Genomic DNA, 23,363 nt, shown 5'->3' with positions numbered 1-23,363 from the left:
CCGGGTTCCGTCAAACGACCTGAGCGCCGCGATCCACCTGCGGCCGCGGCGCCCGCATGCGGCGAATCTGCGAGGCGCGGCTGGCCGCGTAGAAGCCGAGCTTCCAACCGGTTTCGGTGTTGTCGGGGAACTTCTCGTCCACCAGCCGGTTGACCTTGCGTCCGATGATGAAGCCGTCGATGACCATGATCAGGACGAGCACCAGCATCGCGGGTGAAATCAGGCGCTGCACCTGAATCGAGGGCACGGACAGCATCACGAAGATCAGGCCCAGCGCGGCGGGCATGAACAATCCGAGCACGCTGCGCCGCGCGTCCACCACATCTCGGACGAACCGCCGGACGGGACCGCGGTCGCGGGGCAGCAGGTAGGCGTCCTCGCCCGCCATCATCTTCTCGCGCCGTTCGGCCATGACGGCGCGGCGCGTGACGCGCTCGGCCTTGCGCTCCTGTCGGGTGAGCTTGCGCCCGCCGACTTCTTTGCGGCGCCTACGTGCTTCGGCGGCGGTCATCGGGGCGGGGGCGACCGGACCACGCCTGCCGGTGGTGCGCTTCGGTGTCGGCCTGCCTTTCGGCGCGGTGGTTCGACGTCCGCTGCCGGCGTCGTCGGGGCCGGCGTCCGCGGTGTCATCGGAGGCATCTGCGTCCGGAGGTTGCGGGTTGTCCTTCTTACGGCCCAGCAGGTTCACGCCTGCCAGGTTACTTCCACCCGGGACGGGCGTCCGGTGGCGACCTGTGGACAAAGTCGGGAATAGCGGCGAGAAGGGGTACCGTTGACTCTGTAAGCCCCACACGATGAGGCCTAACAGGAGACGTAATGACAGTTCAGGAAGAGTCGGCCACCGGAACCGCCACCCATGGCGTGGTCCTGACCGATGCCGCTGCCACCAAGGCCAAGGCGCTGCTGGATCAGGAGGGTCGTGACGACCTTGCCCTGCGCATCGCCGTGCAGCCGGGCGGGTGCGCCGGGTTGCGCTACAACCTGTTCTTCGACGACCGGTCCCTCGACGGCGACCTGACCGCGGAGTTCGGCGGCGTCGCACTCACCGTGGACCGGATGAGCGCGCCGTACGTGCAGGGCGCAACGATCGATTTCGTCGACACCATCGAGAAGCAGGGCTTCACGATCGACAACCCCAACGCCACCGGCTCGTGCGCCTGCGGCGATTCGTTCAACTGACCTGCGGCTCGACCTCGGGTCAGTACTGACCCGAGGTACGCGGCAGGTACGAGCACACCAGAACCTCATCACCGTTGGTGAGCAGTTGCGCGACGCCCTGGTGTTCTTCTGCGGCGGGGTCGTCGGCGCCGGACCCGGCCGCTGGTAGGGCCTTCATGGTGAACAGAACCTGGGCCTGACTCGGTGACCACATCACCATTTTGTCGATCGAGGTCACCTCGGCGCCGTCGTACTGCTTGCGGAAGGCGTCGCCGCTGAGCCCGGCCAGCGCCAGGTCCGAGCGGCGCTCCTTGACCGCGTCGAACAGTCCGCACAGGGTGTGTCGCGCGACGGTCTCATCGTCCCCGTCGCTCAACGCGTTCAGGTATTCCTGGATCGCCGCCTTCGCCGAGGCGTCGGTCAGCCCGGTCGATCCGGATGCGTCGTCGCCGCGGCCCGCGAGCATGATGCCGGCCACAACCGCAGCCAACACCACCACGCCGAGCACCGCCCCGGCGATCAGGGGCCAGCGCCGCTTCTTGGGGTAGTGCACCGGCGGAGGCAGCATGCCCGGGTACGCCGACGGGACGTTCTCCGGATAGGGAACCCCCCCTTGATATTCCGGGTACATTTGCGGGCTTTGCGGTCCAGCGCCGTATTGGGGCGGGTACGGACCAGCCATGGATTTGCTCCCCAAGGGTGTGGGTCGGAATTCGCCTGTCTACAGTGACCGAACGGGCACTTGTAGGCAGGTTAGCGCACCGCAGCGCGTCGGCGACAAACGCGAAATGTGGCCCCGGTACTGTTATCTAGACGGTTTAACTATTGAGGAGTGCAGTTCGTGACGATCGCCGTGACCGGATCAATCGCAACCGACCATCTGATGCGGTTTCCCGGCAAATTCTCCGAACAACTCCTTCCCGAACACCTGCAGAAGGTGTCGCTGAGCTTCCTCGTCGACGATCTGGTGATCCACCGCGGCGGCGTCGCGGGCAACATGGCCTTCGCGATCGGTGTGCTCGGCGGAGACGTCGCGCTCGTCGGCGCGGTCGGACGGGACTTCGACGACTACCGCAGCTGGCTGGAATCCGTGGGGGTGGACACCGAGAGCGTGCTCGTCTCTGACAGCGCGTACACGGCGCGGTTCGTCTGCACCACCGACGAGGACATGGCGCAGTTGGCGTCGTTCTATCCCGGGGCGATGTCGGAGGCCCGCAACATCTCGCTGGCCGACGTCGCGAAGCGGATCGGCACGCCGGATCTGGTGATCGTGGGCGCCAACGATCCGGAGGCGATGTTCCTGCACACCGAGGAGTGCCGCAAGCTCGGCATTGCGTTCGCCGCTGATCCGTCCCAACAGCTGGCCCGGCTGTCGGGTGAGGAGATCCGCAGGCTGATCGACGGGGCCAGTTATCTGTTCACCAACGACTACGAGTGGGATCTGCTGCTGCAGAAGTCCGGCTGGAGCGAGGCCCAGGTGATGGGCCAGATCGGCCTGCGTGTCACGACTCTCGGGCCCAAGGGCGTCGATCTGGTCAGCTCCGACGGAACGTTCATCCACGTCGACGTGGTGCCCGAGAAGCATCAGGCCGATCCGACCGGCATCGGCGATGCGTTCCGCGCCGGCTTCCTCACCGGCCGCAGCGCCGGGCTGAGCCTGGAGCGGTCGGCGCAGCTGGCCTCGCTGGTGGCCGTGCTGGTGTTCGAGGCGCCGGGACCGCAGGAGTGGAGCTGGGACCGCGAAGAGGCCGTGCGCCGCCTGTCCGACGCCTACGGCGCCGATGCCGGCGACGAGATCGCACAAGCGCTCGCCTAGAGCTGCACGGGGTAGTGCGGCTCGCTGATCTGCGGGCTGATGGTGCCGTCGACGAATATCGCGTGCCACAGCATGAAGATCAGCACCGTCCACAGCCGCCGGCTGTGATCGCTTGCCCCACTGCGGTGTTCGTCGAGCATCGTGCGCACCCCCGCGAGGTCGACCAAGTCGCCCGCCTGTGACGAACCCACCATCGAGTGCGCCCAGTCCAGCAGCTCGCCTGCCCGCAGCCAGTGCCTGATGGGGACGGGGAAGCCCAGCTTGGGTCGGTTCAGCACATGCGCCGGGACAATCGGCTCCAACGCCTTGCGCAGCGCGAATTTCGTCGTAACTCGCGTGATTTTCTGATCGGCGGGTAGTCGCGACGCGACCGCGAACACTTCGGGATCCAGGAACGGCACGCGCAACTCCAGTGAGTTGGCCATGGTCATCTTGTCGGCCTTGACCAGGATGTCGCCCCGCAGCCAGGTGAACAGGTCGATGTGCTGCATCCGCGCCACCGGGTCCCAGCCACTTGATGACGCGTAGACCGGTGCGGTGACGTCGGTGTGCGTCCACTCCTGCTGGAAGTCCGGGAGCACGGCGCGCAGTTGCGCGTCGGAGAAGCTGCGCGCGTTGCCGTAGTAGCGCTCCTCGAGCGTCAGCGATCCGCGGTGCAGCAAGCTCTTGCCGCGCATCCCTTCCGGCAACGGCCGCGACGCCCGGCCGAGCGACCGCCGCACCGGCCGGGGGAGGTACTCGAAAGGCTTCAGCGACAGCGGTTCCCGGTAGATCGTGTAGCCGCCGAACAACTCGTCGGCGCCCTCTCCGGAGAGCACCACCTTGACGTGTTTTCGGGCCTCGCGGGCGATGAAGTACAGCGGCACCAGCGCCGGGTCGGCGACGGGTTCGTCGAGATACCAGACGATTTCGGGGAGCGCGGCGACGAACTCGGCCTGGTTGACCACCTTCGTCACGTGCCGGGCGCCGATGGCCTCCGCGGACGCGACGGCGACGTCGACTTCCGAGAAGCCCTCGCGTTCGAACCCGGTCGTGAAGGTGATCAGCCGCGGGTTGTGCCGCATTGCCAGCGCCGCGATCGCGGTCGAGTCGATGCCACCGGACAGGAACGCCCCAACGGTCACGTCGGCGCGCATGTGCTTGGCAACCGAGTCCTCGAGCACCGCGGTGATCTCGTCGTAGCGGGCCTGCTCACCGTTGCCGAACGGCTTCGCGTCGAACCGCGGCGTGAAGTAGCGGGTCACCTCCGGCGGCGTGCCGGGTCGAACCCGGGCGTAGCTGCCGGACTCCAGCCTGCGTATCCCGGTGTGCAGCGTTTCAGGCTCGGGCACGTACTGCAGAACGGTGTAGTGCTGTACGGCGCGGCGGTCCAGCGAGGCGTCGAAGCCGATCGACTCCGCGAGGTCGAGCAGGCACTTCTTCTCGCTGCCGACAGCGGTACCGCCGGGGCCGGTCGCCATGTACAGCGGCTTGATGCCGAACGGATCGCGAGCGCAGAGCAGTTCATGGGCAACGGTGTCCCACAGCGCGAACGCGAACATGCCGCGCAGACGGGTCAGTGCTTCGGTGCCCCAATGGTGATATGCCGCGATGATGGCTTCACCGTCGCCGTCGGTGGCGAACACGGCACCGAACTCGGAGCGCAGTACTTCGCGGAGTTCCAAGTAGTTGTAGATCTCGCCGTTGAACACCAGGACGTAACGGTCGGGGGCCTCGGGTGGGCCCCAGCGCAACGGTTGGTGGCTGTGCGCGATGTCGATGATCGACAGCCGGTTGAAGCCCAGCACGACCTCGCCGTCGGACCATGTGCCCGGCTCATCGGGGCCGCGGTGACGCATGAGGTGGGACGCGCCGGAAACGGTGTCCACCAACGCGGGGGAGACTCCACCGGACGGGTCGGTCAGCATGGCCAGGAGTCCGCACACGGCGCCAGTATGCCGAATCGGCTCGTGCGCTCGAGAAGCGAAGTAGCCGCGCGGCTAGGGATCGAATGACGGAGGTGTGTCGAGACCGGCGTCCGACGGTGGTCTACGCTGCGTAGTATTCGGCTTGCACTACCGACTTCTAGGAGGCGCCAGCGTGACACCTCGCGGTGTGAGGGTGGTGGCGTTATCGCTCGTCCTCGGTGTTACAGCGTTGCTGCTCACCGGTTGTAGCTGGTCCGAGGTGCTTGGATTGGGCTGGCCCAAGGGCATCACGCCCGAGGCGCACATCAACCGGGAGTTGTGGATCGGCTCGGTGATCGCGTCGCTGGTCGTGGGCGTGATCGTCTGGGGCCTGATCTTCTGGGCCTCAGCGTTTCACCGGGCCAAGAAGACCGACACGGAGCTACCGCGTCAGTTCGGCTACAACATGCCTTTGGAACTGGTGCTCACCGTCGTGCCGTTCCTGATCATCTCGGTGCTGTTCTACTTCACGGTGGTGGTGCAGGAGCGGATGCTGCACGAGGAAGAACCGGAAGTCGTCGTCGACGTCACGGCCTTCCAGTGGAACTGGAAATTCGGCTACCAGAGTGTGAACTTCTCCGACGGTACCTACACCTACGAGGGTGGTCAGCCGGAGCGCCAGGAAGCGGTCGCATCGGGGCCCGAGGGCGTCGAAGGTGAACATGGGGGCGAATACGGCGCGATCGCCGGCAAGAACCCCGAGGACCGCTCGTACTTGGCGTTCGATGAGGTCGAGACACTGGGCACGTCCACCGAGATTCCCGTCCTGGTGGTGCCGTCCGGCAAGCGCATCGAATTCCAGATCGCCTCGGCCGACGTGATTCACGGCTTCTGGGTGCCGGAGTTCCTGTTCAAGCGCGACGTCATCCCGAACCCGGAGGCGAACAACTCCGACAACACGTTCCAGGTCAGCGAGATCAACCAGACCGGCGCGTTCGTCGGCCGCTGCACGGAGATGTGTGGCACGTACCACGCGATGATGAACTTCGAGCTGCGCGTCGTGGAGCCCAACGACTTCAAGGCCTATCTCGACCAGCGTCGCGCCGGCCGGACCAACGCCCAGGCGTTGAAGGCGATCAATCAGTCGCCCACCGCCGAGACGACCAGACCGTTCGACACGCGGCGCGGCGAGGGAGCCCCCGAAGTGCCGCAGGCCAGTAAGTAGGGACCACATGCACATCGAAGCCAGGCTGTTCGAGTTCCTGACCGCTTTCTTCGTCCTCGCCGCTGTCGTGTACGCGGTCCTGACCGCGGTGTTCCAGTACGGCGGCGTCGAGTGGGCCGGAACGACCGCGTTGGTGCTTACCGCGGGGCTGACGTTGATCACCGGCACGTTCTTCCGGTTCGTGGCCCGGCGCCTGGACACCCGGCCCGAGGACTACGAGGACGCCGAGATCAGCGACGGCGCGGGCGAGTTGGGCTTCTTCAGTCCGCACAGCTGGTGGCCGGTGTTCATCGCGCTGTCGGCGTCGGTGACCGCCGTCGGCGTCGCGCTCTGGTTGCCCTGGCTCATCGTCGCCGGCGTCTGCTTCGTCCTCGCGACAGTGGGGGGCCTGGTGTTCGAGTACTACACGGGCCCCGAGAAGCACTAGGTCACAATCGGGACACCACTTCGCCCGCAACGTGCCGCGGAATTCGTTGCTGCCCCTGCGGTTGGGTAGTGTTGCCGAGGCACGGTCTTGCCGCTTATGGCGTGTCGCGCCGATAAGTTGTCGAGAAGGATAGGCGTAGATGAGCGGGCCGAACCCCCCGGAGAACGAAGGGGCCGGGCTTCCCGGTGAGGAGCCGGGCAGCAGTGCTTCCGGGCCGGAGACCAGCGAAACGGACATGTATTCGCAGGCTTACTCGGCCCCTGAGTCCGAGCAGTTCACCAGCGGGCCATATGTGCCTGCCGACTCGTCGCTGTACGACTACGACAGCTACGAGACTCCTGAAGTGGTCGAGCAGGCCCCGCCGCCCCGGTGGCCGTGGGTGGTCGGGGTCGCGGCGATCATCGCCGCCATCGCGTTGGTGGCCTCCGTCTCGGTGTTGGTGACCCGCACCGACACCGACAACCTCGCAGATCCCGACACGTCGACGTCGACCGCGCCGCCGGTGCAGGACGAGATCACCACGACCACGCCGCCGCCCCCGCCGCCACCGACCACGACGGAGCCGCCACCCCCGCCACCGCCGCCGGAGACCGTGACGGTGACGCAGGAGCCGCCCCCGCCTCCTCCACCGCCGCCGGCGCCCGCCGAGCCGCCTCCGCCGCCCGCGCCGGAGACCACCGCGCCGCCGCCGTCACCGCCGCCGACCACGACGACCAGGTCCGGTCCGCGTCAGGTCACCTATTCGGTGACCGGGACGAAGGCGCCGTTCGACATCATCAACATCACCTACATCGACGCCTCCGGTCGAAGCCGCACGCAGCGCAACGTCTACATCCCGTGGTCGATCACGGTGACGCCCATCTCGCAGTCCGAAGTCGGCTCGGTGCAGGCTCAGAGCGTATTGCTGACCAGCCGGCTCAACTGCTCGATCACGACGAGCGACGGCCAGGTGCTGTCCTCGAACACCAACAACGCCGCACAGACAAGTTGCTGATGACCTACGACACCGACACGACGGGCCGGTCGAGGCTGAGTCCCCGCCTGGACACCGGCGAATTCGACCGAATCGACCGCATCCTGCTCGGGTCCTGCGCCGGCATCTGGCTGGTGGCGCTGGGCACCGGCGTCGCCGCGACGGTCGCCCTCGTCGACCTGGCCTCGGGCGACACCGCGTCGTCGGCCGACTCCGATACACCCTGGCTGCTCTACACCGTCATCGCGATCTCCGCGATCGTCATCATCGGCGCCGTTCCGCTGCTGCTGCGTGCGCGGCGGGAGGCCGCGGCAGACGTGCACCCGCAGGAGCGGCTCGACCCACGCCCGTCACTCGGCCGCAGCCAACCGCCCGAGCCGGGCGTCGCGCCTGCACCGTTGCGGGCCGGGGGACCGGTGATAGGCCGTCCTAGTGCCGCAGCGCCGGTGAATGTGCTGGCCGGCGCCCCGGCATCGCCGACAACCGCTGCCGCCGATCAGCTTTCGCTGCGCTGCGCGCTCGCCATCGCGTGCGCGATCGGCATCGCGACGGTGGCTATTGGTGTCGGCACCTATCTGATGGCGGTCGGAAGCACGGTCGCGGCGTGGGTGTTTCTGGTCCTGGCGGGGCTCGTCACGCTGGCCATGGCTGCAGTGCCGTGGTACTTCCTGCGCGAGCTGCGCGCCCTGCTCGACAAGTAGGCCGAGCAGGGCGCGCAGCTGCGCAGTCGGATCAGTGATGCCCGTTCGTCTGGCCGTTGCCGTGCCCGTTGGACGAGCCGTTGCCGTGCCCGTTGGACGAGCCGTTGCGCTCCTGGTGCTCGCGCAAAGCGGTGAGAGCCCGGCGTTCTGAGGCGTGCACCGCCTCGGTGATCGCTTCGTGCTCGGATAGCGGATCGGCGGACAGCAGGCTGCCGGTACCCGGCGCACCGGCAGAACCCAGCTTGTTCATCCGCTTCGGGACGGCCGCGCCCTGGTATTCCAGCGGAATCGGGTGCCCGTGCGCGTCGACCGGGCCCAGCGGCTGGTGCAGTTCGATGTAGGCACCGTGCGGCAGCCGCTTGATGATGCCGGTCTCGACGCCGTGCTCGAGCACCGCACGGTCACTGCGCTGCAAGCCGACGGCCCACCGGTAGGCGATGTAGTACACGATCGCAGGCAGCACCACCATGCCGATGCGTCCGATCCACGTGGTCGCGTTCAGCGAGATGTTGAACTTCAGCGCGATGATGTCGTTCATCGCGCTCAGCGTCAGCACCATGTAGAACGCGATGGCCATCGAGCCGATCGCCGTGCGCACCGGGGCGTCACGTGGCCGCTGCAACAGGTTGTGGTGCGCGTCGTCGCCGGTGAACCTCTTCTCCAAGTACGGCCATGCCGGCAGCAGGATGAAGATCAGGCCCATGGCCAACGCGACCCAGACCGGTGACGGAATGGTGTAGTTGCCGAGGTAGATCTCCCACGGCGGGAAGATGCGCGCCAAGCCTTCTGTCCACATCATGTAGAAGTCGGGCTGGCTACCCGCCGACACCTGAGAGGGCCGGTAGGGGCCCAAGTTCCAGATCGGGTTGATCTGCAGCAAACCGCCCATCAGGCCGAGGATGCCGACGGTCATCGCAAAGAATGCGCCGGACTTCACCGCGAACACCGGCATGACGCGCACACCGACGACGTTGGTCTCGGTGCGGCCCGGCCCCGGGAACTGCGTGTGCTTCTGGAACCACACCAGTGCCAGGTGCAGTCCGATGAGCGCCAACATGATGCCCGGTATCAGCAGAATGTGCAGCGCATACATTCGAGGTATGAAGAATCCGTCCGTCATACACTCGTAACCGACACCGCCACAAGGGAAGTCGCCGCCGAACAGCGCCCAGTGCAACCAGGTTCCGATGACCGGCATGCCGAGTGTGATCGACGACAGTGCGGCCCGCAGTCCGATGCCCGATAGCAGGTCGTCAGGCAGCGAGTAGCCGAAGTAGCCCTCGAACATGGCGAGGATCAACAGCAGCGACCCGATCACCCAGTTCGCCTCGCGTGGGCGGCGGAACGCGCCGGTGAAGAAGATTCGCGCCAGGTGCACCATGATCGATGCGGCGAACAACAGGGCCGCCCAGTGGTGTACCTGGCGGACGAACAGCCCACCACGGACCTCGAAGGTGATGTCGAGGGTGGACTCGTAGGCCTTTGACATCTGCACACCGCGCAGCGGTTGGTAGACACCGTCGTAGGTGACCTCGGCCATCGACGGGTCGAAGAACAGGGTGAGGTACACGCCGGTGAGCAGCAGCACGATGAAGCTGTACAAGGCGATCTCGCCCAGCAGGAAGGACCAGTGGGTGGGGAAGACCTTGTTCAGTTGCCGCCGCACCGCGGCCGACGGGTGGTAACGCGAGTCGATCGCGTCGCCCTGTCCGGCGGCGATCTGAGCCATGTTCGGCGGTTTAGGCAGTGTCGGACTCATGTTGTCTTCCGTTCCCAGAATGCCGGTCCAACGGGTTCGATGAAGTCCCCGTTGGCGACCAGAAACCCGTCCTGGTCGATGGTTATGGGCAGCTGCGCCAGCGCGCGCGCAGCCGGGCCGAATATGGGTTTCGCGAAATGCATTGCATCGAACTGCGACTGGTGGCACGGGCACAGAATGCGATACGTCTGCTGTTCGTACAGCGATGCGGGACAACCCAAGTGGGAGCAGACCTTGGTGTAGGCGAACAGGTCACCGAAGTTGAAGCTCTCCTGACCCTTGCGCTTGACGACGCGCGGCATGTCCTGCGACTTGATCCGGATGAGCATGACGGGATTGCGCACGCCCATCGCGATCTCGGCCAGATGGTGATGTGATTCGACGGTGGTGCCGTCGCCGTCGGATTCGCGCCATGGGAACACTGTCTCCATGCCGCCCGCGTCGATGTCTTCGGGGCGCATCTTGACGAACGGCGACTCACCCGGCTTGCCGGTGGAGCGCGCCAGGTAGATGGTCTCGCCGGCGTAGCGCGGTGTCCATCCCGACGTCCACAGCACGGCCTTCTTGCCTTCTGCGGTCTGTACGACGGGCTTCCACGGGTTCTTGATTAGCCCGCCCGCGAACGCGACCAGGGTGCCGAGCCCGAACGCGCCGAGCCCCACGCCCAGCGACAGCCCGACGAGCTTGCGCCGCTTGATGGTCGAGGTTTCCAGGGCGTCGGAGAGGTTGGCGACGACGGTCTTGCGTTGGATCTCGGGGGAGCGGCCGTCATGGCGCTGCTGTATCGAGATCTCCTCGGGGATGAACTTCTTCTGGTACAGCACCGCGCCGATGCCGATGGCCAGAATCGACAGCCCGAAGGTCAGCCCGTACAGGGGAGTGGCCAGCGTGTAGAGGAATTCGCCCTCCGAGCCGTAGGGCTGGTACTCCCACGGCCAGAACAGGAACACCAGCAGCAGCGCCAAGCCCGAAAAGCCGCCGAGCAGAAGCCAGAACGACACTGAGCGTTGCGCGCGTTTCTCGGCTTTGGTACCGGCGACCGGCCAGCGGTCTTCCTTGAAGACGGTCTCGACGCCGTCGAGCTTGCCGCCCAGTTCCAGCAGCTCCTCGCGCGACATCTTGGCCAGTTCGGCGTCGCTGGGCTGGCCGGGAACCCCGGCGTGGCCGGGGGCATCGGTGCCCTTCGGCGTGTTGTCCGCGGCGTCACTCATGCTCGGGCTCCGATCCACAGGGCCGCCGCGATGACGGCCACCATGCCGATGATCCAGGCCGCCATGCCTTCCGACGAGGGGCCGAAGCCGCCGAGGCCGTAGCCGCCGGGGCTCGGCGTCTCCGCCGACTCCGTGACATAGGCGACGATGTCGCGTTTCTCCTCCGGCGACAGCTGCCGGTCGGAGAACTTCGGCATGTTCTGCGGACCGGTCAGCATCGCGGTGTAGATCTGTGCGGGCTTGGCGCCCCCCAGATCGGGGGCGTACTTACCCGACGACAGCGCCCCACCCTTGCCGGTGAAGTTGTGGCACGACGCGCAGTTCAGCCGGAACAGGTCGCCGCCGCGGGCCACGTCGTCACCGATCAGCGACTCCTGCGCGAGTTGGCCGTTCTCGTCGCGCGGAACGATCGGCCCGCCGCCGTTCGCCTGCACGTAGGCGCCGATGGCGTCGGTCTGAGCCTCGTCGAATTGCGGTGGCTTGTCCGGTGCCTGGGCCTCGCCGCGCATCGCAGGCATACGGCCGGTGGACACCTGGAAGTAGACGGCCGCCTCGCCCACGCCGATCAGGCTGGGTCCGCGGTCGGCCACGCCCTGCAGGTTGGCGCCGTGGCAGGTGACACACGAGGTGTCGAACAGCTGCTTGCCGGTGCGCAGGAGCGCCGACTGCGACTCGTCTGCGACCGCCACCTGCGGCGTCGGCGTGAGGGTGGCCGCCAGGCCACCGGCGACTGCCAGTCCGGTCAGCAGCAAGAGTGCCGCTGACAGGCGCCGGCGCAGCCGACGGCGAGACTTGTCGGTCATCGAACCCCTTCTCATCGGACCGATCGAAGCGATCATCGGACGAAGTAAATGACGGCGAACAGCGCGATCCACACGATGTCGACGAAGTGCCAGTAGTACGACACGACGATCGCCGCGGTGGCTTGCGCCGGGGTGAACTTGCTCATGGTGGTGCGGGCCAGCAGGAAGATGAACGCGATGAGCCCGCCGATGACGTGCAGGCCGTGGAAGCCGGTGGCCAGATAGAACACCGAGCCATATGCACTGCTGGAGATCGTGGTGCCGTGGTGGACGAGCTGGATGTACTCGTAGCCCTGGCCGAGCACGAAGAACAGGCCCATCAGGAACGTGATGACGTACCACCGGCGAAGGCCGAACACGTCGCCACGCTCGGCGGCGAACACACCCATCTGGCAGGTGAACGACGACGCGATGAGCACAAGCGTCACCGGCACCGCCTGGACAAGGTTCAGTTCGGTGGGCGGCGTCGGCCACTCCCCACCGGCCTGCGAACGCGCGGTGAAGTACATCGCGAACAGCCCAGCAAAGAACATCAGCTCGCTGGACAGCCAGACGATCGTGCCGACACTGACCATGTTCGGTCGGTTCAGCGAATGTACTCGCGACGTGATTGCGGTTCCCGAGGTCCCTACAGCGCTCGTCACAGAACCAAGTATGACGCTTTGTAGTTGATGAACTCCACCCGGGTCGAGCAATTCGTCATAATCTCGGGGTGACTTCCGCTGACGCTCCCACCTGGCCGCAGGTCCTCGGTCGCCTCACCACTGGTCAGGCCCTGGCGCCCGGCCAGGCGGGGTGGGCGATGGACCAGATCATGACCGGCGTGGCGACCCCCGCGCAGATCGCGGCGTTCGGCGTGTCGATGCGGATGAAGCGCCCGACATCGGCCGAGGTCACCGAGCTGGCCGACATCATGCTCAAGCACGCGCGCCGGGTGCCGACCGACGTGATCGGCAACGAGACCGTCGACGTGGTCGGCACCGGCGGCGATGGCGCGAACACGGTGAACCTGTCGACCATGGCGGCGATCGTGGTGGCCGCCGCGGGTGTGCCCGTGGTCAAGCACGGAAACCGGGCCGCGTCGTCGCTGTCCGGAGGCGCCGACACGCTCGAGGCGCTGGGCGTGCGCATCGATCTCGGCCCCGACCAGGTCGCGCGCAGCGTGGCCGAGGTGGGCATCGGCTTCGCCTTCGCCCCGCAGTTTCACCCCTCGTATCGGCACGCGGGGGTGGTGCGGCGCGAGATCGGGGTGCCGACGGTCTTTAATCTGCTTGGGCCGCTGACGAATCCGGCCTCCCCGCGGGCCGGCCTCATCGGTTGCGCATGGGGCGATCTGGCCGAGGTGATGGCGGGCGTGTTCGCCGCCCGCCGCTCGAGCGTGCTGGTCGTCCACGGCGACGACGGCCTCGACGAGCTGACCACCACGACGACGAGCACGATCTGGCGGGTGCAGGCCGGCACCGTCGAACGGCTGACGTTCGACCCGGCCGCGTTCGGGTTCAAACGGGCCGAGCTGTCCGAATTGGTGGGCGGCGACGCTGAATCCAACGCCGCGGAGGTGCGGTCGGTGTTCGGCGGGGCGACCGGGGCGGTGCGCGACGCGGTGGTACTCAACGCCGCAGGGGCCATGGTGGCGCACGCTGGGTTAGCCAGCGACGCCAAATGGGTGCCCGCCTGGGAGTCCGGTCTGGCCAGAGCGACCGAGGTGATCGACTCGGGGGCGGCCGAACAGCTGCTCGCGCGTTGGGTGCGGTTCACTCAGAAGCTCTGAGTCCTCGATCTGTTTGGCGGCCAGCCGCGCCGAGCGCGCGGTCGCGGCCCATGACGACCACCGGCCGGCGGCCGCGACGGGTGACGCATAGCCGGGGTCGGCTCGTACGATGCGCACACCGGGCTGCGCGAGCCAGCGCGCGATGAGCGCGGTCTCCTCGACCAGGGCCCCGCCCAGCGGCGCCTCGGCCTGCAGAACATGTTGTGCGCCAGCGCATATCACGTCGACTACAGGCATCGGCGGCACGCCTCGGCGGGCGCAGCCCGCTGCCGCCAGCTGACCGCACCGGATCACCGCGAGGTCCCAGCCGCCGCTCCCGTCGGGGCGCGCGGCCACCATCTCGGTGACGGCGGCGAGCGCGCGCAGTCGTTGGCCCCGCCACAGGACGTCGATGGCGGTGGCGGTGTGGTCCCGCAGCCGGGCCGCGGTCTCGTAGCGGCTTCGGTCGGCCAGGTCGGCGATGTGCGACAGCACCTCGGCCAGCGCGCGGCCGTCGCGGCCCTCGATCAGTTCGACGGCGCGCGCCGGGGCGGCGGCGTAGTCGACGGCGCAGACCTCCCGCGGCGCTGGACACGGCGCGAGTTCGCGTTCGGGGCACCTCGGGCCGTGCAGCGCGGAGCGGGCGAGACGCGCCGTGCAGGTCCGCACCCCGGTGTAGCGCGCCAGCAGCGCCGCGGTCTCGACGGCGTCGGCCCTGGCCCGGAACGGACCGATCGTCACATCGTGTTTCGGTGCCCGCACCGCGGCGAAGCGGGGGAACGGTTCGTCGGTGAGCACCACCCACCACCACCGGTGCGGGAACTTCGACCGCCGGTTGTATGGCGGCGCGTGCGCAGCGAGCAGCCGCAACTCGCGCACCCCGGCCTCGAGGTCGTGCGCGCACTCGACATGGTCGACGGCGGTGGCCAGCGACGCCATCTCCTTGATGCGCGTTCGCGGGTCGGCCCCGTTGAAGTACTGCCCCACGCGGCGGCGTAGGTCCACCGCCGTCCCGACGTAGAGAACCTCCGCGCTGGGTCCGCGGAACAGGTACACGCCAGGGCGGTGGGGCAGCGTCTGGGCGAGGTGGCGGTTGCGGCGCTGGGCCGGCGTCACGTCGGGCAGGTAGGAGCGCAGCTCGGTATAGGTGTGCACGCCCTGGTTGCCGACCCGTTCGATGAGCCCGTGCAGCACGTCGACGGTGGCGCGCGCGTCGTCGAGTGCGCGGTGCGTGGGAGTCGTTGCGGCATTGAACAGTTGGGCCAACGCGGACAGCCGCACACTCGGCGCCTCCTCCCGAGAGAGCACGCGGCGGGCCAGCTTCACCGTGCACAGCACCGGCGGCCGCGGCCAGGCGATCTGCGCCCGTTCGGCGGCCGCCCGCAGGAATCCGATGTCGAATCCGGCGTTGTGCGCGACCAGGACCGCGCCGCGGGAGAACTCCAGGAACGCGGGTAGCACCGACTCGATGGTCGGCGCGTTGTAGACCATGGCCGTGGTGATCCCGGTGAGCGCGACGATCTGCGGCGGGATGGAGCGCCCCGGGTCGACGAGCGTGGCGAGTTCGCCGAGCACCTCACCACCGCGGACTTTGACCGCGCCGATCTCGGTGATGGCGTCGTGGCCCTCGCCGCTGGCGCGGCCACCGGTGGTCTCGAGGTCGACAACGACGAACGTGGTCTCCCGCAGGGAGACGTCGGCTTGCGGGTTCACGTCAGCGAAGCTGAGCTGGCCCATGCGCTGAAGGTAGGCAACGGCACCGACAGCCGGCGGTTGCCACGCGGCGCGCTCGCTTGTCGGTGCCCGCCGATACGGTGCGGACAGCACCGACCGAGAGGAGCCATTGTGGGCACGGTGAAGATTGACTGCGACGACTGCGCAGTGCGCGGACCGGGCTGTCAGGACTGCGTGGTGAGTGTTTTGCTGGGCACGCCCGAGACGTTGCTCGACGACGAGCGGGAGGCTCTCGAGGTACTCGCCGACGTCGGACTCGCGCCGCGGTTGCGGCTGGTGCCGATCCACCGCGGCCGCGATTCGGGGGTGGCCTGACGACACGCGTTTACGACGGCCGCGATAACTATTTCTGAGACTGCTGTTAAATTTGCGGCTTCTGTTGGACAAGGCCGATGCCGTTTCGTAACCTATCTGAGACCTCAGAGCACTTCGACGCGGCTTCGTCAGGCACTTGAAGGACGCAAATCTTGAGTTTTGACCGCACCGACCGGCGCATAAGCCGGTTCAGGCGATCCGTCATCACTGTCATAGCCGGATTAACGGTGCTCGGAGGATTCCTCTCTGGGAATGTGGCCGCGGACCCGGCGGACGACGCGCTGGCAAAGCTCAACCAACTCTCGCGCCAAGCCGAGCAGACCACCGAGGCGATGCACTCGGCTCAGCTCGACCTCAACAACAAGTTGGCAGCCCAGCAGGCGGCGGAGGCCAAGCACGCGGCGGACACCGCGGCTGCGCAGACCGCACGCGCGGAGCTGGCCAAGTTCCAAGTTTCCGTCGACAAGGTCGCCGCGGCCCAGTACATGGGCGGCAGGGCCAATGGTCTGGATGCGATTCTGACCGCCCCGTCGCCGCAGGGCCTCATCGATCAACTGTCGGTGCAGCGCGTGATGGCTGCCGAGATGTCGGCGCAGATGAAGGGCTACCGCGAGGTCGGCGCGCGCGCCGCAGTCGCCGAACGTGAGTCCGCCAAGTCCGCCGCCGACGCGAAGACCGCCGCCGAGCAGGCCGCCGCGGTGCGCGCGGATCTGCAGAGCAAGCAAAGTCGGCTGCAGGTGCAGATCGCGGTCGTCAAATCGCAGTACGAGGCGCTGACGCCGAACCAGCGCGAAGCGTTGGCCGCGATGCCACCCGCGCCCGCGCCGCCACCGGCCGGCGACCCCGCGATTCTGGCCGCCCCGCCCGGCCCCGTGCCGCCGGGCGGCATCCCGCCGGGAGACATGGCACCTCCGTCGGGACATTCGTCCACCGTCATCCAGGCCGCGCTGAGCCGCATCGGATCGCCCTATTCGTGGGGCGGATCGGGGCCGAGCGCCTTCGACTGTTCCGGGCTGGTGATGTGGTCGTTCCAGCAGGCCGGCATCTCGCTGCCGCACTCCAGCCAGGCGCTGGCCGAAGGCGGGCAGGCGGTGTCCAGGGACCAGATGCAACCGGGCGACCTGGTGACCTACTACTCCGATGCGTCGCATGTGGGCATCTACATCGGTGACGGAATGATGGTGCACGCCTCGACCTACGGCACGCCGGTGCGAGTCGCCCCGGTCGACAATGCGCCGATCTACAACGTCCGCCGCTACTGATCGTCGACGGCTCGCCGCGTTCCTTCTGGCCGAGCTGATCTGCGCGCTCTTCTTGATCGGGCGCTCCGATGCGGCACCCCCCGGGCCGACGCTGGCTGCACCCGCCTCGCTCACCACGCCTACCGCGCCCGCGACGAGCGTCGAGCTGACCGACGGACGGACAGTGCGCCTCATCGCGCTCGGAGGGGCGCAGAGCGCTTCGCTGCTCAGCCGGGTCGCAGGCCACCTCGACGCCGCAGTCTCGGCCGTCACCGCCTTCTGGGGCCCGGACTGGCCGCGTGACATCGTGATCGTGGCGGCGGCCTCACCGGAGCAGTTCGCCACCCTGGCCGGCGGCACTGCGGATACCGCCGCCACCACCACCGTCGATCGCATCATGTTCGCACCGGGCGCGGCCGGCATGGACGACACCTCATTGCGAATCGTGTTGCGCCACGAACTGTTCCACTTCGCCGCGCGGGCCGACACCGCCGTCGACGCCCCGCAGTGGCTGACCGAAGGGGTTGCTGACTACGTCGCCAGGCCCGCGACGGACATTCCGCCGCTCGCCGACGAACTCATGGTGCTGCCCACCGACGCCGATCTGGCCGCTGCGGGGCCGGAACGCTCGACGGCCTATGACCGCGCGTGGCTGTTCAGTCGCTTCGTCGCCGAACGATACGGTCCGGCAGCGTTGCGCGCGCTGTACATGCGCGCATGCGGGCACCGCCACCCCGATGTGACGACCGCGGTGCGCGACACTCTCGGTACCGACCTGGACACCGTGCTGGCGCAGTGGCGGCAGTGGTTGTGAGTCGGGTTCTGCTGGTCACCAACGACTTTCCGCCGCGTCGCGGCGGCATCCAATCGTATCTACACGAACTGGTGCGCCATCTGGTCGATACCGGCCGGCACACGCTCACGGTGTACGCACCCGCGTGGAAAGGCGCCGAGGAATTCGATGCAGACGCCAGCGGCGGATATTCCGTGGTGCGGCACCCTGGCACGTTGATGCTTCCCGTGCCGTCGGTGGCCAATCGGATGAAGCGGCTCATCGACCGCCACGGCGCCGAGACGGTCTGGTTCGGTGCGGCCGCGCCCCTTGCGCTGATGGCCCCGCTGGCCCGCGATGCGGGCGCCGGTCGCGTCATCGCCAGCACCCACGGCCACGAGGTTGGCTGGTCGATGTTGCCCGGTGCGCGAACCGCGCTGCGCCGCATCGGAACTCACACCGACGTGGTGACCTACGTCAGCAACTACACGCGCAATCGCTTCGCGTCGGCATTCGGGCCGAAGGCGGCGCTCGAGCATCTGGCGCCCGGGGTCGACCCGGACAGATTCGCACCAGACGAGGTCGCACGGGCCGAGTTGCGTGCTCGGTACCGGCTGGGCGGTCGGCCGGTGGTGGTGTGCGTGTCCCGGCTGGTGCCGCGCAAGGGCCAGGACATGCTGATTCGCGCGCTGCCCGCGATCCGCGAGCGGGTGAACGGCGCCGCATTGGTCATCGTCGGCGGTGGACCGTACCGGTCAGCCCTGCACCGGCTGGCGCACGACTTCCGCGTCGCCGAGCACGTGGTGTTCACCGACGGGGTGCCCGGCGACGAACTGCCCGCCCACCACGCGATGGCCGACGTGTTCGCGATGCCTTGCCGCACCCGCGGGGCGGGGCTGGACGTGGAGGGTCTCGGCATCGTCTATCTGGAGGCGTCGGCGACGGGTGTGCCCGTGGTGGCCGGACGCTCCGGCGGGGCGCCCGAAACCGTTCGTGACGGTGAGACCGGCGTGGTCGTCGACGGCTGGGACGTCGGCGCCATCGCGGCCTCTATCGGTGACCTGCTCGCCAAACCCGACCGGGCGGCGCGCATGGGTGCGGCGGGCCGGCAGTGGGTGCTCGAGAACTGGCAGTGGCGCTCCAAGGCGCAGCGACTGGCCGAGTTGCTCTAGCCGGCTCAGCCGGCGCATGTCTGATTGCCGGCTCAGCCGGCGTACAGCGCGTCGATCTCGCTGGCGAACTTCTCGGCGACGACCTTTCGCTTGACCTTCATCGTCGGTGTCAGCTCGCCGGTGTCCTCGGTGAAGTCGACGGCCAAGATGCGGAACTTGCGGATCGCCTCGGCCTTCGACACCGCCTGGTTGGCCTCCTTGACCGCCAGGTCGATCTCGGCGGTGAGGTCGGGGTCGGTGGCCAGATCGCCCACCGATGAGCCGGAGTTCTTGCCCTTGCGCTCCTTCCAGCCGTCGAACGCCTCCGGGTCGATCGTGATCAGCGCCGCGATGAACGGCTTCGCGTCGCCGACCGCCATCGCCTGGCTGATCAGCGGGTGCGCGCGCAGCCGGTCCTCGAGGATCGCGGGCGCGACGTTCTTGCCGCCCGCGGTGACGATGATCTCCTTCTTTCGGCCGATGATCTTCAGGAAGCCGTCGTCGTCGATGGCGCCGAGGTCGCCGGTGTGGAACCAGCCATCGGTGAAGGCGGCGTCGGTCTCTTCCTCGTTGTGCCAGTAGCCACTGAACACCACGCCGCCGCGGACCAGCAGCTCGTCGTCGTCGCCGAGGCGCATGCTGTTGCCCGGCAACAACTTTCCGACCGTCCCGACCTTGACGTCGTCGATCCGATTGACGGTGATCGCGGCACTGGTCTCGGTGAGGCCGTAACCCTCGTAGATGGTCAGGCCGACACCGCGGTAGAAGTGGCCCAGCCGTTCCCCGAGCGGCGCGCCGCCCGAGATCGCACCCCGGCAGTCGCCACCGAGTGCGGCGCGCAACTTGCCGTAGACGAGGCGGTCGAACAGCGCGTGCTTGGCCCGCAGCAGCAAACCCGCCCCGCCGGTGTCTTGGGCTCTGCTCCACTCGATGGCGGTGTCGGCCGCCCGTTCGAAGATCGCGCCCTTACCGCTGTTGCGCGCGTTCTGTTCGGCCGTGTTGTAGACCTTCTCGAACACCCGCGGCACCGACACCACCAGCGTCGGCTTGAACACCCCGAAGGTGGGGACGAGATTCTTGATGTCGCTTGTGAATCCGAGCGTCACCTTGTTGGTGAAGCACGCCAGCGTGATCGCCCTGGCCAGCACATGCGCCAGCGGCAGGAACACCAGCATCCGCTCGCCCTTGGCCAGCAGCGTGGGAAAGCAGTCCGACGCCCCGCGGATCTCGTACACCAGGTTCGCGTGGGTCAGCTCGCAGCCCTTCGGCCTGCCGGTGGTGCCGGAGGTGTAGATCAGGGTCGCTGGATCGGCGGACTTCAGGCCGGCGAGTCGCTCGTCGAGTTGCGCGACGTCCACCGAACGGCCCGCTTCGGCGAGCGCGTCGAGCGCGGGCGTGCCGGAGCCGTCGATGCGCAGAACTTTGCGCAGCTGGGGCAGCTCGTCGGTGAGGTGCTCGATCTTGTCGGCGTGCGCGTCGGTTTCGGCGAAGATCAGCACGGCGCCGGAGTCCTCCAGCACGAATTTGACCTGCTCGGCCGAACTGGTCTCGTAGATCGGCACCGTCAGCGCGCCCACCGCGAGGATCGCGAGGTCCAGCAGTGGCCACTCGTAGCGTGTCGCGGAGAACAGGGCGACCCGGTCGCCGGGCGCGACTCCTTCGGCGATCAGCCCCAGCGCCGCGGCGCGGATCTGATCAGCGGCCTGTTTGCATGTCACATCGGTCCATGTGCCGTCCACGAGGCGCTGGAAGACCACATGGTCGGGATCGTCGCGCTCGTGTTCGAACACGGAGCTGACGATGTTGTCGCGTTCACCCACGGGGAAGGAAGCGGGAACGGTGAACTCACGCACGGTTATGGCCTCTCGACTAGCGGCTTTGCCGCTGCCAGCCTAGTCGGCCCCGTGTGGCGGAAAGCGGCGCATGTGTGAAGCTTGTAGGCCATGAACAGCATCCAGATCGCCGACGAGACGTTCGTCGCGGCCGATCCGGCCGAGGTCGGGCGGGCTGTCGCCGATCCCGCGAGCTGGCGGCGGTGGTGGCCCGACCTGCGACTGACGGTCGTGGAGGACCGCGGGGCGGTGGGGCACCGCTGGACGGTGACCGGTGCGCTGATCGGCACCATGGAGGTCTGGCTGGAGCCGGTTCTCGACGGGGTGGTGCTGCACTACTTCCTGCACGCCGAACCGGCGGGCGCGGCGGCGTGGCAGTTGGCGAAGATGAACCTGCCGAAGATGAACCACCGACGGCGGGTGGCGGGTAAGAACATGGCCTTCGAGGTGAAACGCGCGCTCGAAGCGTCGCGCCCGGTCGGGGTTTCCCCGCGCGCGTGAACCATCGGCTTAAGCGGTGCAAAGAAGGGTAGATTTCTGACGTGGCGGACAAGACGGCGCAGACGATCTATATCGATGCCGATCCTTCGACGGTGATGGACGTCATCGCCGACATCGAGTCTTATCCGGAATGGGTCAACGAGTACAAGGACTGCGAGGTGCTTGAAGCGGACCCGTCCGGTTTTCCGAAAAAGGCCCGGTTGGTGCTCGACGCGGCCGTACTCAAGGACACCATGGTATTGGCATACGACTGGAACAAGGTCGACAGCGGCTCGGTGACGTGGTCGCTGGTGTCCAGTTCGCTGTTGAAGGCGCTGGACGGGGCATACCGGCTGTCTCCCAAGGGATCCGGCACCGACGTCACCTATGAGCTGGCGGTCGACCTGGTCATCCCGATGATCGGTCTGCTCAAGCGAAAGGCCGAACGCAGACTGACCGACACCGCATTGAAGGACCTCAAGAAACGAGTCGAGGCTGACTGAGTCCCCGGGCGGCGCCCGGATCAGTCTGTTCGTCGGCAAGGGCGGCGTAGGTAAGTCGACGTTGGCAACCGCCACCGCGGTGCGCGATGCGCGTGCGGGTCTGCGGGTGCTCATCGTCTCCACCGACCAGGCGCACTCGATCGGTGACGTGCTGGGTGCCGACGTCGCGCCGACAGGACACCGCGAGCCGACCCGAGTGCTCGCCGATGACGCGGATGCCGGCGGCGGATCCTTGGACGCGCTGGCACTCGACACGCTGGCGCTGTTGGCGCAGCGGTGGCGCGACACCGCCGGGGTGTTGTCGGATAGGTTCCCAGAATCTGATGTGGGAAGCGTTGCACCCGAGGAACTCTCGGCATTTCCCGGTATTCAAGAGGTGCTCGGGCTGCACGAGGTCGGCGAGTTGGCGGCTTCGGGCCGGTGGGATCGCGTGGTGGTCGACTGCGCATCGACAGCTGATGCGCTGCGCATGCTCACGTTGCCCGCGACATTCGGGCTGTACCTGGAGCGGGCCTGGCCGCGGCACCGGCGGCTGTCGGCCACTGACGACGCCCGCACGGCAGCGGTCGTCGAGCTCGTCGAACGCATCGGCGGGGGAGTCGAGCAGCTCAGTTCGCTGCTGACGGACGGGTCGCGGGTCGGCGCGCACCTGGTGATGACCGCCGAGCGCGTGGTGGCCGCCGAGGCGGTGCGCACGCTGGGCTCACTGGCGTTGATGGGCGTGGCTGTGCAGGAGCTCATCGTCAATCAAATTCTGGTGCAGGATGATTCGTTCGAGTATCGCAACTTGCCCGAACACCCGGCGTTTGACTGGTACTCCGAGCGGATCGCCGAGCAGGCCGCGGTGCTGGCCGATCTCGACGAGAGGATCGGCGATGTACGGCTGGTGCTGGTGCCGCATCTGGCGGGCGAGCCGATCGGCCCCAAAGCGCTGGGCGAACTACTCGACAGCGCCCGTCGACGCGACGGTTCACCGCCGCCCGGGCCGCTGCGTCCGGTCGTGGATCGGGAATCGGGCACGGGCCTCGAAGCCGTCTACCGGCTGCGGCTAGAGTTGCCGCAGGTCGACTCCGGCGCACTGACGTTGGGCCGAGTCGACGATGACTTGATCATCGGCGCAGGCGGCATGCGGCGCCGCGTGCGGCTGGCGTCGGTCCTGCGTCGGTGCATCGTGGTGGACGCCGCGCTGCGGGGCAGTGAGCTGACAGTGCGGTTTCGACCGAATCCGGAGGTGTGGCCAGCGTGAGCAGTGCGCATCCCGATCTGGGTCCCGAACTGCGGAGGCTGGCGCAGATGATCCTCGACAGGCTCGATCCCGCCGTGCGGTCGGCCGCGGCGCTGGCGGGCAGTGGTGACGGGCCGGGCAAATGCCAGCAGGTGTGGTGCCCGGTGTGCGCGATAGCCGCACTGGCGTCCGGGGAACAACATCCGTTGTTGACCGTCGTCGCCGAGCACAGCGTCGCGCTGCTGGCGGTGGTTCGGGCGATCCTGGACGCGGACACACAGCAGCCCGACGGCACGCCGCCGCAAGGTCCGCCGCCTCCGCCGGAGGGTCCACCGCAGGGCCCGGCCCCGTCGGGAGCGAGTCGGTACCAGCACATCCCGGTAACCGTGGAGGAGTAGGCG

The 23,363-nt window shown here is 67.7% G+C and carries 23 protein-coding genes and 1 pseudogene; 15 read left to right on the top strand and 9 right to left on the bottom strand.

Annotation, left to right across the window (positions count from 1 at the left end; translation table 11 throughout):
* Positions 1-10 precede the first annotated feature (10 nt).
* A complete protein-coding gene (locus tag N4S67_RS17530) occupies positions 11-688 on the bottom strand; it encodes a DUF3043 domain-containing protein (protein WP_260994279.1) in 678 nt (225 codons plus the stop codon).
* Positions 689-816: 128 nt separating this feature from the next.
* Between N4S67_RS17530 and N4S67_RS17525 the strand changes: the two genes are divergently transcribed.
* Positions 817-1,179 carry a HesB/IscA family protein gene (locus tag N4S67_RS17525; protein ID WP_260994278.1) on the top strand — a complete coding sequence of 121 codons (363 nt, stop codon included), beginning with the start codon at positions 817-819 and terminating at the stop codon, positions 1,177-1,179.
* Positions 1,180-1,198: 19 nt separating this feature from the next.
* Here the strand turns inward: N4S67_RS17525 and N4S67_RS17520 are convergent, their stop codons facing one another.
* Entirely contained in the window at positions 1,199-1,840 is a 642-nt protein-coding gene (locus N4S67_RS17520; protein ID WP_260994277.1) for an Rv0361 family membrane protein, read from the bottom strand.
* 159 nt (positions 1,841-1,999) lie between these two features.
* Here N4S67_RS17520 and N4S67_RS17515 point away from each other — a divergent pair, with 159 nt between their 5' ends.
* Positions 2,000-2,974, top strand: a complete 975-nt coding sequence (locus N4S67_RS17515; protein ID WP_260994276.1) for a carbohydrate kinase family protein — start codon at positions 2,000-2,002, stop codon at positions 2,972-2,974.
* On the opposite strand, the gene asnB is transcribed toward N4S67_RS17515, so the two are convergent.
* Complete coding sequence (gene asnB, locus N4S67_RS17510; RefSeq protein WP_260994275.1) at positions 2,971-4,899, bottom strand: asparagine synthase (glutamine-hydrolyzing); 1,929 nt, start codon at positions 4,897-4,899, stop codon at positions 2,971-2,973. The two genes, N4S67_RS17515 and asnB, sit on opposite strands and share 4 nt — an antisense overlap.
* 154 nt (positions 4,900-5,053) lie before the next feature.
* On the opposite strand from asnB, the gene ctaC reads away from it, so the two are divergent.
* From ctaC to N4S67_RS17490, 4 genes are all read left to right on the top strand, one after another.
* Complete coding sequence (gene ctaC / locus N4S67_RS17505) at positions 5,054-6,085, top strand: aa3-type cytochrome oxidase subunit II (RefSeq protein WP_260994274.1); 1,032 nt, start codon at positions 5,054-5,056, stop codon at positions 6,083-6,085.
* Positions 6,086-6,092: 7 nt separating this feature from the next.
* Positions 6,093-6,512: a cytochrome c oxidase subunit 4 gene (locus N4S67_RS17500; protein WP_260994273.1), complete on the top strand. Its 420-nt coding sequence runs from the start codon at positions 6,093-6,095 to the stop codon at positions 6,510-6,512.
* A gap of 139 nt (positions 6,513-6,651) precedes the next feature.
* Entirely contained in the window at positions 6,652-7,506 is an 855-nt protein-coding gene (locus tag N4S67_RS17495; protein WP_260994272.1) for an MmpS family protein, read from the top strand.
* Positions 7,506-8,186, top strand: coding sequence for a DUF2561 family protein (locus N4S67_RS17490; RefSeq protein ID WP_260994271.1), 681 nt, complete (start codon positions 7,506-7,508; stop codon positions 8,184-8,186). Before N4S67_RS17495 ends, N4S67_RS17490 begins: the two co-directional genes overlap by 1 nt.
* Positions 8,187-8,217: 31 nt before the next feature.
* Here the strand turns inward: N4S67_RS17490 and qcrB are convergent, their stop codons facing one another.
* Genes qcrB through ctaE form a run of 4 tightly spaced genes read right to left on the bottom strand, consistent with a single transcriptional unit; the run spans position 8,218 to position 12,603 of the window.
* On the bottom strand, positions 8,218-9,945 hold the full coding sequence (qcrB, locus tag N4S67_RS17485) for a cytochrome bc1 complex cytochrome b subunit (protein ID WP_260994270.1): 1,728 nt from the start codon (positions 9,943-9,945) through the stop codon (positions 8,218-8,220).
* Positions 9,942-11,156 (bottom strand): cytochrome bc1 complex Rieske iron-sulfur subunit, encoded by a 1,215-nt coding sequence (gene qcrA / locus N4S67_RS17480; RefSeq protein ID WP_260994269.1) that lies wholly within the window; start codon positions 11,154-11,156, stop codon positions 9,942-9,944. Before qcrA ends, qcrB begins: the two co-directional genes overlap by 4 nt.
* A complete protein-coding gene (qcrC, locus tag N4S67_RS17475) occupies positions 11,153-11,995 on the bottom strand; it encodes a cytochrome bc1 complex diheme cytochrome c subunit (RefSeq protein WP_260994268.1) in 843 nt (280 codons plus the stop codon). The genes qcrA and qcrC overlap by 4 nt, the downstream gene beginning before the upstream one ends.
* On the bottom strand, positions 11,992-12,603 hold the full coding sequence (gene ctaE / locus N4S67_RS17470; protein ID WP_260994267.1) for an aa3-type cytochrome oxidase subunit III: 612 nt from the start codon (positions 12,601-12,603) through the stop codon (positions 11,992-11,994). The genes qcrC and ctaE overlap by 4 nt, the downstream gene beginning before the upstream one ends.
* A gap of 68 nt (positions 12,604-12,671) precedes the next feature.
* On the opposite strand from ctaE, the gene trpD reads away from it, so the two are divergent.
* Positions 12,672-13,730 carry an anthranilate phosphoribosyltransferase gene (gene trpD, locus N4S67_RS17465; RefSeq protein WP_390893411.1) on the top strand — a complete coding sequence of 353 codons (1,059 nt, stop codon included), beginning with the start codon at positions 12,672-12,674 and terminating at the stop codon, positions 13,728-13,730.
* Here trpD and N4S67_RS17460 read toward each other — a convergent pair.
* Positions 13,668-15,446, bottom strand: a pseudogene (locus tag N4S67_RS17460) (DEDD exonuclease domain-containing protein); the annotation flags it as partial. The gene trpD and the pseudogene N4S67_RS17460 sit on opposite strands and share 63 nt — an antisense overlap.
* Before the next feature lie 108 nt (positions 15,447-15,554).
* On the opposite strand from N4S67_RS17460, the gene N4S67_RS17455 reads away from it, so the two are divergent.
* The 4 genes from N4S67_RS17455 (at position 15,555) to N4S67_RS17440 (ending at position 18,943) form a co-directional block, all read left to right on the top strand.
* Positions 15,555-15,758 carry a hypothetical protein gene (locus N4S67_RS17455; RefSeq protein WP_390893410.1) on the top strand — a complete coding sequence of 68 codons (204 nt, stop codon included), beginning with the start codon at positions 15,555-15,557 and terminating at the stop codon, positions 15,756-15,758.
* Positions 15,759-15,910: 152 nt separating this feature from the next.
* Positions 15,911-17,020, top strand: coding sequence for a peptidoglycan hydrolase RipC (ripC, locus tag N4S67_RS17450; RefSeq protein ID WP_260994266.1), 1,110 nt, complete (start codon positions 15,911-15,913; stop codon positions 17,018-17,020).
* Positions 16,989-17,813 (top strand): peptidase, encoded by an 825-nt coding sequence (locus N4S67_RS17445; protein ID WP_260994265.1) that lies wholly within the window; start codon positions 16,989-16,991, stop codon positions 17,811-17,813. Before ripC ends, N4S67_RS17445 begins: the two co-directional genes overlap by 32 nt.
* Complete coding sequence (locus N4S67_RS17440) at positions 17,810-18,943, top strand: glycosyltransferase family 4 protein (protein WP_260994264.1); 1,134 nt, start codon at positions 17,810-17,812, stop codon at positions 18,941-18,943. The genes N4S67_RS17445 and N4S67_RS17440 overlap by 4 nt, the downstream gene beginning before the upstream one ends.
* A gap of 32 nt (positions 18,944-18,975) precedes the next feature.
* Here N4S67_RS17440 and N4S67_RS17435 read toward each other — a convergent pair whose 3' ends face one another.
* Positions 18,976-20,775 carry an AMP-dependent synthetase/ligase gene (locus tag N4S67_RS17435; protein WP_260994263.1) on the bottom strand — a complete coding sequence of 600 codons (1,800 nt, stop codon included), beginning with the start codon at positions 20,773-20,775 and terminating at the stop codon, positions 18,976-18,978.
* A 90-nt stretch (positions 20,776-20,865) separates the two neighbouring features.
* On the opposite strand from N4S67_RS17435, the gene N4S67_RS17430 reads away from it, so the two are divergent.
* Genes N4S67_RS17430 through N4S67_RS17415 form a run of 4 tightly spaced genes read left to right on the top strand, consistent with a single transcriptional unit; the run spans position 20,866 to position 23,360 of the window.
* Positions 20,866-21,255, top strand: coding sequence for an SRPBCC family protein (locus N4S67_RS17430; RefSeq protein ID WP_260994262.1), 390 nt, complete (start codon positions 20,866-20,868; stop codon positions 21,253-21,255).
* Between the two features lie 41 nt (positions 21,256-21,296).
* On the top strand, positions 21,297-21,737 hold the full coding sequence (locus N4S67_RS17425) for an SRPBCC family protein (protein ID WP_260994261.1): 441 nt from the start codon (positions 21,297-21,299) through the stop codon (positions 21,735-21,737).
* Positions 21,730-22,983: an ArsA family ATPase gene (locus tag N4S67_RS17420; RefSeq protein ID WP_260994707.1), complete on the top strand. Its 1,254-nt coding sequence runs from the start codon at positions 21,730-21,732 to the stop codon at positions 22,981-22,983. Before N4S67_RS17425 ends, N4S67_RS17420 begins: the two co-directional genes overlap by 8 nt.
* Positions 22,980-23,360 (top strand): hypothetical protein, encoded by a 381-nt coding sequence (locus N4S67_RS17415; protein ID WP_260994260.1) that lies wholly within the window; start codon positions 22,980-22,982, stop codon positions 23,358-23,360. Before N4S67_RS17420 ends, N4S67_RS17415 begins: the two co-directional genes overlap by 4 nt.
* Positions 23,361-23,363 lie beyond the last annotated feature (3 nt).

Source organism: Mycobacterium deserti (genome assembly GCF_025345615.1).
Classification (GTDB): domain Bacteria; phylum Actinomycetota; class Actinomycetes; order Mycobacteriales; family Mycobacteriaceae; genus Mycobacterium; species Mycobacterium deserti.
The sequence above is the reverse complement of the archived record's forward strand: the minus strand, read 5'-3'. Positions and strand labels throughout refer to the sequence as shown.

What these genes read in the sequence shown, in the direction of transcription:
- N4S67_RS17525 (WP_260994278.1), top strand. Translation starts at nt 817, where the DNA reads ATGACAGTTCAGGAAGAGTCGGCCACCGGAACCGCCACCCATGGCGTG.
- N4S67_RS17520 (WP_260994277.1), bottom strand. Translation starts at nt 1,840, where the DNA reads ATGGCTGGTCCGTACCCGCCCCAATACGGCGCTGGACCGCAAAGCCCG.
- N4S67_RS17500 (WP_260994273.1), top strand. Translation starts at nt 6,093, where the DNA reads ATGCACATCGAAGCCAGGCTGTTCGAGTTCCTGACCGCTTTCTTCGTC.
- N4S67_RS17495 (WP_260994272.1), top strand. Translation starts at nt 6,652, where the DNA reads ATGAGCGGGCCGAACCCCCCGGAGAACGAAGGGGCCGGGCTTCCCGGT.
- N4S67_RS17490 (WP_260994271.1), top strand. Translation starts at nt 7,506, where the DNA reads ATGACCTACGACACCGACACGACGGGCCGGTCGAGGCTGAGTCCCCGC.
- qcrB (WP_260994270.1), bottom strand. Translation starts at nt 9,945, where the DNA reads ATGAGTCCGACACTGCCTAAACCGCCGAACATGGCTCAGATCGCCGCC.
- qcrA (WP_260994269.1), bottom strand. Translation starts at nt 11,156, where the DNA reads ATGAGTGACGCCGCGGACAACACGCCGAAGGGCACCGATGCCCCCGGC.
- qcrC (WP_260994268.1), bottom strand. Translation starts at nt 11,995, where the DNA reads ATGATCGCTTCGATCGGTCCGATGAGAAGGGGTTCGATGACCGACAAG.
- N4S67_RS17445 (WP_260994265.1), top strand. Translation starts at nt 16,989, where the DNA reads ATGCGCCGATCTACAACGTCCGCCGCTACTGATCGTCGACGGCTCGCC.
- N4S67_RS17430 (WP_260994262.1), top strand. Translation starts at nt 20,866, where the DNA reads ATGAACAGCATCCAGATCGCCGACGAGACGTTCGTCGCGGCCGATCCG.